The following is a 15,020-nucleotide window of genomic DNA, read 5'->3' on the forward strand; positions in this document are numbered from 1 at the left end:
GAGAGGGGAGCGCATATCGACGGTTGTCGACGGCTATCGGCAGGTTAAACCAGCACCCGCTCGATACCGCCCGCGTTGGCCTTGGCCACGTACTCGGGCATCCAGTTCTGGCCCAGCAGGTGCTTGGCCATCTCCACCACGATGTAGTCGGCCGTCACCGAGGCGTCTTCGTTGTAGCGCGACAAACCCTGCAGGCACGACGGGCAGCTCGTCAGGATCTTGACGTCGCCCTTGAATTCGTCGGTACGCAGCTTGTCGGCACCCTTGCGCATTTCCTCTTCTTTGCGGAAACGGATCTGCGTGGAGATGTCCGGACGCGTCACGGCCAGCGTGCCCGATTCCCCGCAGCAACGCTCGTTCTTCTCGATCTTGCCGCCGCCCTGGTTGCCGCCCATCAGGTCGTTCACCAGCTTGGTCGGGTCCATCGTCTTGATCGGCGTGTGGCACGGGTCGTGGTACATGTAGCGCGTACCGGTCACGCCTTCCAGCTTCACACCCTTTTCCAGCAGGTATTCGTGGATGTCGATGATGCGGCAGCCCGGGAAGATCTTGTCGAATTCATATCCGGCAAGCTGGTCGTAGCAGGTGCCGCAGCTGACCACCACGGTCTTGATGTCGAGGTAGTTCAGCGTATTGGCCACGCGGTGGAACAGCACGCGGTTGTCGCTGACCATCTTCTCGGCCTTGTCGTACTGGCCGGCGCCGCGCTGCGGATAGCCGCAGCACAGGTAGCCCGGCGGCAGCACGGTCTGCACGCCCACGTGCCAGAGCATGGCCTGCGTGGCCAGCCCCACCTGCGAGAACAGACGCTCGGAGCCACAGCCCGGGAAGTAGAACACGGCTTCCGTTTCGGCCGTGGTCGTCTTCGGGTTACGGATGATCGGCACGATCTCGTTGTCTTCGATATCGAGCAGTGCGCGCGCCGTCTTCTTGGGCAGGTTGCCCGGCATCTTCTTGTTGATGAAGTGGATCACCTGCTCCTGCACCGGCGGCTTGCCAACCGTGGCGGGCGGATGCTGGGTCTGCTTCTTGGCAAACTTCTTGAGCACCTCGTTGCCCAGGCGCTGCGCCTTGTACCCGACGCCCATCATCGCGGCACGCGCGAGGTTGATGGTCTGCGGATTGGTCGCGTTCAGGAAGAACATCGACGCGGCGGTGCCCGGGTTGAACTTCTTCTGGCCCATCTTGCGCAGCAGATTGCGCATGTTCATCGACACGTCGCCGAAGTCGATCTTGACCGGGCACGGCGTCACGCACTTGTGGCACACCGTGCAGTGGTCGGCTACGTCCGAGAACTCGTCCCAGTGCTTGATCGACACGCCACGGCGGGTCTGTTCTTCGTACAGGAACGCCTCCACCAGCAGCGACGTGGCCAGGATCTTGTTGCGCGGGCTGTATAGCAGGTTGGCGCGCGGCACGTGCGTGGCGCACACCGGCTTGCACTTGCCGCAGCGCAGGCAGTCCTTGACGCTATCGGCAATCGCGCCAATGTCGCTCTGCTGCATGATGATGGACTCATGCCCCATCAGGCCGAACGACGGCGTGTACGCGTTGCGCAGGTCGGCGCCCGGCAGCAGCTTGCCCTTGTTGAAGCGGCCTTGCGGGTCCACGCGCTGCTTGTACGCGCGGAATTCGCCAATCTCGTCTTCGGTCAGGAATTCCAGCTTGGTGATGCCGATGCCGTGCTCGCCAGAGATCACGCCGTCCAGCGAGCGTGCCAGGTCCATGATGCGGGCCACTGCCTTGTGGGCTTCCTTCATCATGCCGTAGTCGTCGGAATTCACCGGCAGGTTTGTATGGACGTTGCCGTCGCCGGCGTGCATGTGCAGCGCCACGAAGACGCGACCGCGCAGCACCTGCTTGTGGATCTTCTGGGCTTCGTCCAGGATCGGCTTGAACTCGCCGCCGTTGAAGATCTTGCGCAGCTCTGCGCGGATCTCGCTCTTCCAGCTCACGCGGATCGTGCGGTCCTGCAGCAGGTGGAACACCGTGGCGTCGGGCTGGGCCTGCAGCCGCTGGTCGAAGGCCGGACCCAGCAGGCCCAGGCCATGACCGATCAGCGACGCCTTGGCGGCCTGCAGCGGCGTGTCCATGTGGTCCTGCAGATAGCGCCAGCGCGCGCGGATTTCGCGCAGCAGCGTCAGCGCGTGCTGCACGCGGTCTTCCAGCAGTTCGGCGCTCGGGATTTCGTTGGCGTCGTCGCTGCGGCCCAGCGGCAGGTTGCCACGTGCGAAAAACGCTTCCAGGTCGTCAACGAGCTTGAGCTTGTTCTTGACTGACAGCTCGATGTTGATGCGCTCGATGCCGTCGGTGTACTCGCCCATGCGCGGCAGCGGAATCACCACGTCTTCATTGATCTTGAAGGCGTTGGTGTGGCGCGCGATGGCGGCGGTACGCGAGCGGTCGAGCCAGAACTTCTTGCGGGCCTCGGGGCTCACGGCGATGAAACCCTCGCCGCTCTTGCCATTGGCCATGCGAATCACTTCCGAGGTGGCGCGCGCCACGGCGTCTTCGTCGTCACCGACGATGTCGCCAATCAGCACCATCTTCGGGAACGCGTTGCGCTTGCTCTTGGTGGCATAGCCCACCGCGCGCAGGTAGCGCTCGTCCAGGTGCTCCAGGCCGGCCAGCAAAACGGGGGTGGGGCCCCTGTTATCCCCACCAGCGCCGCCTTCGCGCTTCGACTCTCCGTCCAGGAAGTCCTTGATTTCGACAATGCTTGGAATCGCGTCGCGCGGCTGGCCGAAGAATTCCAGGCAGACCGTGCGGATGTGCTTCGGCATGCGGTGCAGAATCCAGCGCGCGCTCGTGATGATGCCGTCGCAGCCTTCCTTCTGTACGCCCGGCAGGCCGGCCAGGAACTTGTCGGTGACGTCCTTGCCCAGCCCTTCCTTACGGAACTTGCGGCCTTCGATGGCCAGCGTCTCGGTGCGCAGCACCTTTTCGCCCGGGCGGCGATCGCCATCGGACCACTTCAGTTCGAACGTGGCCACCGGCACATCATGGATCTTGCCCAGGTTGTGGTCCATGCGGGTGATCTCGAGCCAGTTGCCCTCGGGATCGACCATGCGCCACCACGCCAGGTTGTCCAGCGCGGTACCCCACAGCACGGCCTTCTTGCCGCCCGCGTTCATCGCCACGTTGCCGCCGATGCACGACGCATCGATCGACGTCGGGTCCACCGCGAACACCAGCCCGGCCTTGTCGGCCGCATCGGCCACGCGGCGCGTCACCACGCCGGCGCCCGAGAAAATCGTCGCCACCTTGTGCGCAACGTTGGGCAGGTCGGACATCTCCACCGCGTCAAGCTGCTCCAGCTTTTCGGTGTTGATGACGGCCGAGAACGGCGTCAGCGGCACGGCGCCGCCGGTGTAGCCGGTGCCGCCCCCACGCGGGATGATGGTCAGGCCCAGCTCGAAGCAGCCCTTCACCATGCCGGCGATCTCTTCCTCGGTGTCGGGCGTCAGCACGACGAACGGGTACTCCACACGCCAGTCGGTGGCGTCGGTCACGTGCGAGACGCGCGACAGGCCATCGAACTTGATGTTGTCCTTCTGCGTGATGCGGCCCAGCACACGCTGGGTGCGCTTGCGCAGCGCGTAGGCATCGGCGAATTCCTGCTGGAACGACTCGATCGCCTGCTTGGCGAAGACCACCAGTTGCTCCACGCGGTGCGAACGGTCTTCGGCGGCCGGCTCGGCGTGCTCGGCACGGTCGGCCGCGCGGCGCTTCTCGATTTCGTTCAGGCGGTGGTGCAGCGCGCTGACCAGCATCTGGCGGCGCTTGGGGTTCTCAAGCAGGTCGTCCTGCAGGTACGGATTGCGGCGGACCACCCAGATATCGCCCAGCACTTCGTACAGCATGCGGGCCGAGCGGCCGGTACGGCGTTCGCCGCGCAGTTCATGAAGAATGCGCCAGGCTTCCTCGCCGAGCAGACGGATGACAATCTCGCGATCCGAAAACGACGTGTAGTTATAGGGGATCTCACGCAGGCGCGGCGGGGCATCCAGCGCGGCGAGCTTGGCATCGAGCACGAGTGGGGCGTTCATTGGCGGGACCGCTTCGAAGCTGCGCACGGGGACGGTGCGCGATTATCGTCATTAAAGGGCGATTGTACTGCAACGCCCCGTTTCGCCGCGCCGCAACAATGGCAATTCCAAGGGAATTACCCCCGATTAGCCCCGGATATGTCAGCAATCTGCCCCGATTGCATGCAATTTGACTTCCTCGGGTGGTGCCCCCGGCGCCTAGAACCACTGGCGAATGGCCTCGCCCACGCCGTGCCAGAACGAATCGGGAATCCAGAGCAGGCTGGCGGTCATTGCCAGGTAGCGCAGGAACTTGCCGATCGCCATATATAGAAGGCTGTGCCAGAACGGCATGCGCAGCCAGCCGGCCAAAGTGCACAGTGGATCACCAATGCCGGGCAGCCACGAGAACAGCATGGTCGGCGGGCCGTAGCGGCGCATCCAGCGGAAGTATTTGGCGTCCAGCTTGGGCTTGTGCCGCTTGCGCGGGTGCTGGCGATGTTCGGCATGCTCGCGTTCGTGCTCGTGATGCTGGCGCCGTTGCCGGTAGCGCACCACCGCCAGCTTGGCGGCATAGCCCAGCCACCAGTCGATGGCGCCGCCCACGGTATTGCCGGCCGTGGCCACCAGTATCGCCGGCCAGAACATGCCGGGATTGAGCTTGACGTAGCCGAACACGGCCGGCTCGGAGCCCAGCGGCAGCAGCGTGGCCGACACCAGGCTGACCAGGAATATGGCCGGCAGGCCCACCTTGGGCAGGGCAACGGTGTCGAACAGCCAGTCGATGAAAGCTTCCATGCGTGGGGACGTGCGCCGGGCCGCCCGGGGCAGGGGAACCCGCATGGCAGCGCCGAACGATTTGTGATTTACTTTTAGAGCCTGTTGCGGCGGATCGTTCATTCCGTCGTCAGACCGGGCAAACCCGGCAGCACCAATATCACGAAATAGCCGTCTCAACCAAGCGGCAGTACCGCGTCGTGGCCCGTCCCGCGCAGTCGTCATTCGGGGATTGGCGGAGCTGGCCATGCGCGCACCACCCCATATGGAGACAAGCATGGCGATTCCGATCCGCCTGACGGTCAACGGCAGGCCCGTTGACGCGCAGGTCGAACCCAACACCCTTCTGGTCCAATTCCTGCGCGAGCAGCTTCGCCTGACCGGCACGCACGTGGGCTGCGACACCGCCCAGTGCGGCGCCTGCACCGTCCACCTGGACGGCCGCGCAGTGAAGTCCTGCAACATGCTGGCAGTCCAGGCGGACGGGGCCAGCGTCACAACCATCGAAGGCCTGGCCACCAACGGCGAGATGCACCCGATGCAGCAGGCGTTCCGCGAATGCCATGGCCTGCAATGCGGGTTCTGCACGCCGGGCATGGTCATGGCGGCCACGTCGCTGCTCAAGCAGCAGCCCAACGCCGATGCCCAGGCCATCCGCGAGCAGCTCGACGGCAACCTGTGCCGCTGCACGGGCTACCACAACATCGTGCGTGCGGTGCAGCAGGGCCAGGCCACCATGCAGGGCAAGGGTGCCACGCAACCCAGCGACCTGGCCACGGTCAGCGCCGAATAACGGAGGCCCGACATGAACGCACCCGAAAAGCACCCGTTCGTCGGCACGCCCGTGCGCCGCAAGGAAGACTACCGCTTCCTGACCGGCAACGGCCAGTACACCGACGACGTCACGCTGGCGCACCAGAGCTACGGTTACTTCGTGCGCTCGCCGCACGCCCACGCGCGCATCCGATCCGTTGACACCGCCGAGGCGCTGGCCTCGCCAGGCGTCATCGCCGTGCTCACCGGCGACGACATGGCCGCCGACAAGGTGGGCGGCCTGCCCTGCGGCTGGCTGATCCACAGCATCGACGGCACGCCGATGAAGGAACCGCCCCACCCCGCGCTGGCCCATGGCAAGGTCCGGCACGTGGGCGACCAGGTGGCGCTGGTCGTGGCCGAGACGCTACAGCAGGCCCGCGACGCTGCCGAGAAGATCGACGTCGACTATGACGAGCTGCCCGCCGTGGTCAGCCCGGCCGACGCCGCCGCATCGGCCACGCTGGTCCATGACGACGTACCGGCCAACACCAGCTACACCTGGGGCCATGGCGACCGCGCCGCCACCGACGCGGCGTTTGCCCGCGCCGCGCACGTGACCACGCTGGAGATCGTCAACAACCGGCTGATCCCGAACGCGATCGAACCGCGCGCGGTCAACGCCAGCTATGCCCGCCAGGACGACAGCTATACGGTCTACGTGGCCAGCCAGAACCCGCACGTGGAACGGCTGCTGATGGGCGCCTTCGTGCTGGGGCTGCCCGAGTCGCGCCTGCGCATCATCGCGCCCGACGTGGGCGGCGGCTTTGGATCGAAGATCTTCCTCTACCCCGAGGACGTGGCGCTGACCTGGGCCTCGAAGAAGGTGGGCCGTCCGATCAAGTGGACGGCCGAGCGGTCGGAGTCGTTCCTGACCGATGCGCATGGCCGCGACCACGTCACCAAGGCCGAACTGGCGCTCGACGCGGACGGCAAGTTCCTGGCGATGCGCGTGCACACCGTGGCCAACATGGGCGCCTACCTGTCCACGTTCGCCAGCAGCGTACCCACCATCCTCTACGCCACGCTGCTCGCCGGCCAGTACGCCACCCCGGCCATCTACGCCGAGGTAAAGGCGGTGTTCACGAACACGGCGCCGGTCGATGCGTATCGCGGCGCGGGACGCCCCGAAGCCACCTATGTGGTGGAACGCCTGGTCGAAGCCGCCGCACGCGAGACCGGTACCGATCCGGCCACGCTGCGCCGCAAGAACTTCATCCGCACCTTCCCGTACGCCACGCCGGTGGGCCTGACCTATGACACGGGCGACTACGAGCCGTGCCTGGCGCGCGCCGAGGAACTGGCCGATGTCGCCGGCTTTCCGGCACGCCGCGAGGCCGCCAAGCAGCGCGGCCGCCTGCGCGGGCTCGGTTACTCGTGCTACATCGAGGCCTGCGGCCTGGCACCGTCGAACATCGCCGGTGCGCTGGGTGCACGGGCCGGGCTGTTCGAAGTGGGGGAGATCCGCGTGCATCCCACGGGCACGGTGACCGTGTTCACGGGATCGCACAGCCACGGGCAAGGCCACGAAACCACGTTCGCGCAGATCGTGGCGGACCGGCTGGGCATCGCGTTGGACGCCGTGGAAATCGTGCACGGCGATACCGGCCGCGTGCCGTTCGGCATGGGCACATACGGGTCGCGGTCGCTGGCCGTGGGCGGCTCGGCCATCGTGAAGGCACTGGACAAGATCGAGGCCAAGGCCAAGAAGATCGCGGCGCACCTGCTGGAAGCGTCTGACGCCGACATCGAGTTCAGCGACGGTGTGTTCCGCGTGGCCGGCACCGACCGCACGAAGACGTTCGGCGAGGTGGCGCTGACCGCCTACGTGCCGCACAACTATCCGCTCGACAAGCTGGAGCCCGGCCTGAACGAGAACGCGTTCTACGACCCGACCAACTTCACCTATCCATCCGGCGCCTACATCTGCGAGGTCGAGGTCGATCCCGACACCGGCGAATCGCACGTGGTCAAGTTCACGGCCGTCGACGACTTCGGCAATGTGATCAACCCGATGATTGTCGAAGGCCAGGTGCATGGTGGCATCGGCCAGGGGCTGGGCCAGGCGATGCTGGAGCAGTGCGTGTACGACCCCGACAGCGGCCAGTTGCTGACCGGGTCCTACATGGACTACGCCATGCCGCGCGCGGCGGACCTGCCGGACTACACCGTGGAAACGTCCAGCGGCACGCCTTGCACCCACAACCCGCTGGGCGTGAAGGGCTGCGGGGAGGCCGGCGCCATCGGCTCGCCACCGGCGTTCATCAACGCACTGGTGGACGCGCTGTCGCCACTTGGCGTGCACGACATGCAGATGCCCGCCACGCCGCATCGCGTGTGGCAGGCCATCCAGGCCGCGCAGGGCAGCGCCGCATAACGGAGAGGACACGACCATGTACGCATTCCAGTATGAACGCGCCACGGACGCCGCATCCGCCGTGGCAAAACTGAAGGCCGATGGCGACGCCAAGTTCCTGGCCGGCGGGCAAAGCCTGCTGGCCGCGATGAAGCTGCGCCTGGCCGCACCGTCGGTGCTGATCGACATCGCACGCATCCCGGGCATTGCCGATATCGCCGTGCAAGGCGACGAACTGGTGATCGGCGCCGCCGCGCGCCACGCCGATGTGGCCGCCAACACCGAGGTCATGCGCCGTATCCCGGCGCTGGCCGCGCTGGCATTCGGCATCGGCGACCGGCAGGTGCGCGCGATGGGCACGATCGGCGGCTCGCTGGCCAACGACGATCCCGCCGCCGACTATCCCGCCGCAGTGCTGGCCCTGAACGCGACCGTCGTCACCGACCGCCGCAGCATCGCCGCCGACGACTTCTTCAAGGGCCTGTATGAGACGGCACTGGCCCCTGACGAGCTGATCACGGCGGTGCGTTTTCCGGTGCCCGATCAGGCCGCCTACATCAAGTTCCGCAACCCGGCGTCGCGTTTCGCGCTGGTGGGCGTGATGGTGGCGCGCAGCGGCAAGACGGTACGCGTGGCCGTGACCGGCGCCGCCGACAGCGTGTTCCGCGCCCCGGCGCTGGAACAGGCGTTGGCCGCCAGCTTCACGCCAGCCGCGGCGCGGGCAGTCAAGGTGGATGCGTCGGGGCTCAATGGTGATCTGCATGCGTCGCCGGAGTATCGAGCGCATCTGATCCCGGTGCTGGCGTCGAGGGCGGTGGAGCAGGCGTTGAAGGGGTAGCTGCTACCCGCCCCGTGGTTTGCTCCCCTGGTTTGCTCCCCTCTCCCACTCCGTGGGAGAGGGGTTGGGGGAGAGGGCAGGCGCATCAACAACCACCGGAGCCGAGCTAAAAAAGCACCATCTTGGCTCCATGTGGTTCCTTGCTGTACCACCCCTCTCCCCCACCCTCTCCCCATGCGGGGCGAGGGAGCCAAGACACTACCGCCTGGTACCACTTGGGCGTACCCGACCGCGGCGGTTTTAAACAACCGGCAGCTTCGCCCAAGGCTCAATTTTTTTGCTTTGCCATGCTCCCTGCCTCCATCGACCAAACCGTCTCGCTGCTCGAAACCCAGCAGTACTTTGCTGACCGCGAGACCGCCACGGTGCTCTACCTGGCCCTGCGCATGCAGCGGCCCCTGTTCCTTGAAGGCGAGCCCGGCGTGGGCAAGACGGCGCTGGCGCAGGCCATGGCCGGGCTGCTCGGCACGCGGTTGCTGCGGTTGCAGTGCTACGAAGGACTCGACGCCGCGAGCGCGCTCTACGAGTGGGACTACCCGCGCCAGATCATGGCGCTGCGGCTGGCCGAGGCGCGCGGTGAGCGGCCCGAGCAGCAGTCGCTCTATCACGACGACTTCCTGCTCAAGCGCCCGCTGCTCGAAGCGCTGCTGCCCGACCCGGCCGCGCCCGATGTGCCGCGCGTGCTGCTGATCGACGAGATCGACCGCGCCGATGAGCCGTTCGAGGCGTTCCTGCTCGAAGTGCTGTCCGAATACCAGGTGTCGATTCCCGAGATCGGGGTGATCAGCGCGGAGCGGCCGCCGCTGATCGTCATCACGTCCAACCGCACGCGCGAAGTGCACGACGCGCTCAAGCGCCGTTGCCTGTACCAATGGATGGGCTACCCGGGCCGCGACCGCGAACTGCAGATCGTGGCCGCGCGCGCGCCCGAGGCGGCCGCCGCGCTGCAGAGCCAGGCGGTGGACTTCATCCACCGGCTGCGCAACATCGACCTGTTCAAGGCCCCCGGCATTGCCGAAGCCATCGACTGGTGCCGTGCGCTGGCCGCGCTGGGCGTGACTGAACTCGATCCGCAATCGGTGCGCGATACGCTGGGCGTGCTGCTCAAGTACCAGGATGACCTGGCGCGCGCCGACGGCCCCACCATCGCGGACCTGCTGGCCGCCGCGCCGGCGGCCTGACACCATGCAGCCGGCCACGCGCTCCCCTGCCGGATTGCCGATGCTGGCGCGCAACGTCACGCATTTCACGCGGCTGTTGCGCGATGCCGGCTTTGGCCTTTCCCCTGCGCATGCTGTCGATGCCCTGGAGGCGCTGCGCCATATCGACATCGGCGCCCGCGCCGAAGTACGTGCCGCGCTGGCCGCGCTGATGCTCTCCGGCCCCGACCAGCGGCCGCTGTTCGATGCCGCGTTCGAGCTTTTCTGGCGCGACCCCGACTGGGAAGGCAAGCTGCGCGCGATGCTGCTGCCGCGCGTGGATGCCGGCGCGCCGCCGCCCAAGCGCAGCAACCGCCTGGCCGATGCGCTGGCCGCACGCGAACCCACCGCCGCAAAGACCAACCCGCCGATGCGCGAGGAACGCTTCACCGCCCCGCTGACGTTCTCCGACCGCGAGCGGCTGGCAAGCCGCGACTTTGAAACGCTTTCCGCCGACGAATGGCGCGCGCTGCAGCATCTGGTGCGCACGCGCCGCACGCACCTGGCGATGCAACGCACCCGACGCCTGCGCGCCGCCACGGCGGGCACGCATGCCGACCTGCGCGCCAGCGCGCGGCTGGCCGTGCGCCAGCATGGCGAATGGCTGCGCTGGAAGTACCGCAAGCACGCCGAGCGCAAGCCGCCCGTGGTGCTGCTGCTCGACATCTCGGGATCGATGAGCCAGTACTCGCGCGCCGTGCTGTACTTCTGCCATGCGCTGATGCAGTCGCGCGAACGCATGCACGTGTTCCTGTTCGGCACGCGCCTGACCAACGTCACGCGCGCGCTGCGCGAGCGCGACCCCGACGACGCGGTGAACCTGATCGCCGAACAGGTACGCGACTGGGCCGGTGGCACCCGCATCGGCGCCGCCCTGGCCACGTTCAACCGCCAGTGGGCCCGGCGCACGCTGTCCGGCCGGGCCACCGTGCTGTTTGTCAGCGATGGCATAGACCTCGAACATATCGACGTGCTGGAGCAGGAAATGGCGCGGTTGCGCCGCTTCGCGCACCGCATCGTCTGGCTCAACCCGCTGCTGCGCTACGCCGAATTCGCGCCCCAGGCGCGTGGCATCCAGGCCATCCTGCCCCATGTGGATGCACTGCGTCCCGCGCATAACCTCGATAGCCTGCTGGCGCTGGAAACGCTGCTCGCGGACCGCGCCATGCCCGCTGTTGTTCCACCGGTGAGACAACCCGCCCCTCGACAAGGAAATCCGTCATGGAAATGAACCAGACCCAGCGCCTGCCCGTGCCGCAGCAGGTGGCATGGGAGGCGCTGAACGACCCGGCGCTGCTCAAGCAATGTATTCCCGGATGTGAGAGCATCGAGCCCGATGGCGAAAACGCCTACCAGCTTGCGCTGACCGCGGCCGTGGGGCCGGTCAAGGCGCGCTTCAAGGGACGCATGGCCCTGCAGGACATCCAGGCACCGGACAGCTACACGATCCAGTTCGACGGACAAGGTGGCGCGGCCGGCTTCGGCAAGGGTTCTGCAAAGGTTACGCTGACGCCCGAGGGCGACGAGACACTCCTTACGTACGCGGTGCAGGCAACGGTAGGCGGCAAGATCGCGCAGATCGGCTCGCGGCTCGTGGATGCGGCCGCGCGCAAGATGGCCGATGCATTCTTCGCGCGCTTCACCGAGGCGGTGAGCGGCGGCGGCGAGGATGCAGCGCCCGATGGTGAAGACAACGAGGCCGCCGACAGCAGTGGTGAAGACGGTGGCGAGGATCAGGCAAGGAAGCGGAAACGATCATGGACAGCGTGGATCTCGAAGTCCTGAAAAGCAGCGTGAAGTGGCAGCAGGAAGGACATGGCGTATTGCTGGTGACGGTGGTCAGGACGTGGGGCTCGTCGCCCCGCCCTGAAGGCGCGATGCTGGCCGTGCGCGACGACGGCCTGGTGGTGGGCTCGGTCTCGGGCGGATGCATCGAGGACGACATCATCTATCGCGTGCACCGCGAAGGCATCAAGGCTACCGTGCCCGAGGCGATGAAGTACGGCATCAGCGCCGAGGAGGCGCATCGCTTCGGCCTGCCCTGCGGCGGCACCATCGAACTCGTGGCGGAGCCGTTGGCGCCGCACAGCGGCATTCCGGACCTGCTCAAGGCGGTGGAAGGCGGCCGGCTTGTGACGCGTTCGATGGACATGGCAACCGGGCAAGCCAAGCTGGGCCATGCCGAAGCCGCCGACGGGCTGTCGTTCGACGGCCAGACCCTGACGACGATTCACGGGCCGCGCTATCGCATGCTCGTGATCGGCGCGGGACAGTTGTCGCGCTATCTGTGCCAGATCGCCGTGGGGCTCGGTTTCCAGGTCACGGTCTGCGACCCGCGCGAGGAATACACCGAGACGTGGGATATCCCCGGCGTGACGATGGTGCGCACGATGCCCGACGACACGGTCGAGGCCATGAAGCTCGACGAGCGCTGCGCCGTGATCGCGCTCACGCACGACCCCAAGCTCGACGACCTGGCGCTGATGGAAGCGCTGCGCACGCCCGCGTTCTACGTGGGCGCGCTGGGTTCGCGCCGCAACAACCAGGCGCGGCGCGAGCGGCTCAAGGAATTCGACCTGACCGAAGCGCAACTCGCCCGCCTGCATGGGCCGGTCGGCATCTACATCGGCAGCCGCACGCCACCCGAGATCGCCATTTCGGTCCTGGCCGAAGTGATCGCCGCCAAGAACCACGTGTCGCTGCCCGACATCCTGCAGGTGGAAGGTGCCAAGGCCGCCCGCGAGATTGCCGCCGGCGAAGCCGAATGTCCGATCCTGCCGGGCGGCGTACCTGCCCAGGCCGCACAGCCATGACCAAGCACGCCCGCGCCCCACTCACGCAGACCGACCTGCCCACCGGCATCCTGCTGGCCGCCGGCTTCGGCCGCCGCTTCGATCCCGCCGGCCTGCGCAACAAGCTGCTGGAAAAACTGCCCGACGGCCGCACCGTAGCCTGGCGCAGCGCACGCACGCTGGCTGCCGGACTGCCGAATTCGATTGCCGTGGTGCGACCCGGCATGCCCGAGCTGGCCGAGGAATTGCGGCGCGGCGGCTGCAAGGTGGTGGAAGCGCCCGAGGCCGAGGCCGGCATGGGCGCGGCGCTGCGCGCAGGCGTGGCCGCCACCGCCGATGCACGCGGCTGGGTCGTGGCGCTGGCCGACATGCCGTGGCTGTCGATGGAACTGGTACGCGCCGTGGCGCTGACGATTACCTCGCGCGACACCATCGCCGCGCCTTGGCGTGACGGGCAGCGTGGGCATCCGGTGGGGTTCGGTGTGGCCTGGCGTGACGAACTGCTGAAGCTCGATGGTGACGAGGGTGCGCGGGAACTGCTGAAGTCGCAGCCGGTGACGCGGATATTGACCGAGGATGATGGGGCTTTTCGGGATATCGATAAGCCGGGGGATCTGGTTTAGTTTTTGTTTTTTGCTTCTTGTTTGCTCCCCTCTCCCGCGCGCGGGAGAGGGGCTGGGGGTGAGGGCCAGCGCTTCGTCTGAGACAAGTCGCTATTTGAACTGCCGCGCCCTCACCCCCAACCCCTCTCCCATTTCATGGGAGAGGGGAGCTAAAACCGAGGGAGAAGGTTAGCCTCTACTTCAGCCCCCCTCCGTCTCCATCAACGCCCTCAGATACTCGCTGCTCCACCAGTGCACGTCCTGCTGCCGGATACGCTCCAGCAGCTTCTGGTGCCGCGTGCGGCGTTCCGACAGCGGCATGTGCAGCGCCTGCTGAATGGCCTGGGCCGTGGCCCGCGTGTCGTACGGGTTCACCAGCAGCGCTTCCTTGAGTTGCTCGGCGGCGCCGGCAAAGCGCGACAGCACCAGCACGCCGGGATCGTCGGGGTCCTGGGCGGCGATGTATTCCTTGGCCACCAGGTTCATGCCGTCGCGTAGCGGCGTGACCAGCGCCACGCTGCTTGCACGACACAGGCCCGGCAGACGGCGGCGCGACGTGGCGCGGTGGATGTAGCGCACCGGCATCCAGTCCAGTTCGCCGTACTCGCTGTTGATGGCACCCGTGATGCCCTCCATCTCGCGGCGCAGATCGGCATAGGCGTCCACCGATTCGCGCGACGGCGCCGCAATCTGGACAAGCGTGGCACTCGACCGGTTTTCCGGGTACTCGGCCAGCAGCGTCTGGAACGCCTTGAGCCGCTGCGGCAGCCCCTTGGAATAGTCGAGCCGGTCGATGCCCAGCAGCAGGCGGCGCCGCGCGTACTGGCCGCACATCATCTCGTAGGTTTCCACCGCTTCGGCGGCTCGCCCCAGTTCGGCGAATTCTTCGACGTCGATACCGATCGGAAACGCCTGCGCGCGCACGGTGCGATGGAAGGCCCGGAAGCGGTATTCGCCCATCGGCTCGGCGCCGGCTTCGCCCTGCACATAGCGCGAGAAGTGGTCGAGGTCGGTCTGGCTCTGGAAGCCCAGCAGGTCATAGGCAAACAGTGCGCGCATCAGCCATTCGTGCTGCGGAATGGCGGCCAGGATCAGGGGCGGGGGCAGCGGTACATGCAGGAAGAACCCGATGCGCTGCCCGCAGCCGATGGCGCGCAGCTCCGCCGCGAGCGGGATCAGGTGATAGTCGTGGATCCAGATGACGTCATCGGGCTTGAGCATCGGCGCCAGCTTGCGCGCGAACATCTGGTTCACACGGCGGTACGCGTTCAGGCTGCCGCCAGCGTCAAAGTCCGCCAGGTCCACGCGATAGTGCAGCACGGGCCAGAGCACACCGTTGCTGTAGCCCAGGTAGTACGCGTCGTGATCCTCGCGGCACAGGTCCACGGTGGCCAGCGTCACGTTGCCGGCCTGCGTCTGGTGCAGCTCGCCTTCGCCAGGCGTGCCGCCCTGGGCGGTTTCCAGCACCTTGCCGCTCCAGCCGAACCAGAGGCCGCCGGTCTTGTTGAGCGCTTCCGAGAGCGCGACGGCCAGGCCGCCCGCCGCATGGTTGCGCGGATCCGCGACCCGGTTCGATACCGCTACTAGTCTGCCCATATCTCTTTGTTGTTGTTGC

The 15,020-nt window shown here is 66.8% G+C and carries 11 protein-coding genes; 8 read left to right on the forward strand and 3 right to left on the reverse strand.

Going from position 1 to position 15,020, the window contains the following annotated elements:
* Positions 1-44: 44 nt before the first annotated feature.
* Together MFF62_RS06005 and MFF62_RS06010 are read right to left on the reverse strand one after the other, a co-directional pair.
* Positions 45-4,049: a DUF3683 domain-containing protein gene (locus MFF62_RS06005; RefSeq protein WP_238261151.1), complete on the reverse strand. Its 4,005-nt coding sequence runs from the start codon at positions 4,047-4,049 to the stop codon at positions 45-47.
* A 198-nt stretch (positions 4,050-4,247) separates the two neighbouring features.
* Positions 4,248-4,826 carry a YqaA family protein gene (locus MFF62_RS06010; protein ID WP_238261153.1) on the reverse strand — a complete coding sequence of 193 codons (579 nt, stop codon included), beginning with the start codon at positions 4,824-4,826 and terminating at the stop codon, positions 4,248-4,250.
* A gap of 256 nt (positions 4,827-5,082) precedes the next feature.
* Between MFF62_RS06010 and MFF62_RS06015 the strand changes: the two genes are divergently transcribed.
* The 8 genes from MFF62_RS06015 (at position 5,083) to MFF62_RS06050 (ending at position 13,426) form a co-directional block, all read left to right on the forward strand.
* Entirely contained in the window at positions 5,083-5,598 is a 516-nt protein-coding gene (locus MFF62_RS06015; protein ID WP_238261155.1) for a (2Fe-2S)-binding protein, read from the forward strand.
* A gap of 12 nt (positions 5,599-5,610) precedes the next feature.
* Positions 5,611-7,995, forward strand: coding sequence for a xanthine dehydrogenase family protein molybdopterin-binding subunit (locus tag MFF62_RS06020; RefSeq protein ID WP_238261157.1), 2,385 nt, complete (start codon positions 5,611-5,613; stop codon positions 7,993-7,995).
* A gap of 16 nt (positions 7,996-8,011) precedes the next feature.
* Positions 8,012-8,812, forward strand: a complete 801-nt coding sequence (locus tag MFF62_RS06025; protein WP_238261159.1) for an FAD binding domain-containing protein — start codon at positions 8,012-8,014, stop codon at positions 8,810-8,812.
* 287 nt (positions 8,813-9,099) lie between these two features.
* The gene (locus tag MFF62_RS06030; RefSeq protein ID WP_238261161.1) at positions 9,100-9,993 is read left to right on the forward strand and encodes an AAA family ATPase; all 894 of its coding nucleotides are present in this window, start codon (positions 9,100-9,102) and stop codon (positions 9,991-9,993) included.
* 4 nt (positions 9,994-9,997) lie between these two features.
* The gene (locus tag MFF62_RS06035) at positions 9,998-11,242 is read left to right on the forward strand and encodes a vWA domain-containing protein (RefSeq protein WP_238261163.1); all 1,245 of its coding nucleotides are present in this window, start codon (positions 9,998-10,000) and stop codon (positions 11,240-11,242) included.
* Complete coding sequence (locus tag MFF62_RS06040) at positions 11,233-11,796, forward strand: SRPBCC family protein (RefSeq protein WP_238261165.1); 564 nt, start codon at positions 11,233-11,235, stop codon at positions 11,794-11,796. The genes MFF62_RS06035 and MFF62_RS06040 overlap by 10 nt, the downstream gene beginning before the upstream one ends.
* Complete coding sequence (locus MFF62_RS06045) at positions 11,769-12,824, forward strand: XdhC family protein (RefSeq protein ID WP_238261167.1); 1,056 nt, start codon at positions 11,769-11,771, stop codon at positions 12,822-12,824. The genes MFF62_RS06040 and MFF62_RS06045 overlap by 28 nt, the downstream gene beginning before the upstream one ends.
* Positions 12,821-13,426, forward strand: a complete 606-nt coding sequence (locus MFF62_RS06050; RefSeq protein WP_238261169.1) for a nucleotidyltransferase family protein — start codon at positions 12,821-12,823, stop codon at positions 13,424-13,426. The genes MFF62_RS06045 and MFF62_RS06050 overlap by 4 nt, the downstream gene beginning before the upstream one ends.
* 180 nt (positions 13,427-13,606) lie before the next feature.
* Here the strand turns inward: MFF62_RS06050 and MFF62_RS06055 are convergent, their stop codons facing one another.
* Positions 13,607-15,001, reverse strand: coding sequence for an alpha,alpha-trehalose-phosphate synthase (UDP-forming) (locus MFF62_RS06055; RefSeq protein ID WP_238261171.1), 1,395 nt, complete (start codon positions 14,999-15,001; stop codon positions 13,607-13,609).
* Positions 15,002-15,020: the final 19 nt, after the last annotated feature.

Origin of the sequence: Cupriavidus pauculus (assembly GCF_022179805.1) — a bacterium.
Classification (GTDB): domain Bacteria; phylum Pseudomonadota; class Gammaproteobacteria; order Burkholderiales; family Burkholderiaceae; genus Cupriavidus; species Cupriavidus pauculus_E.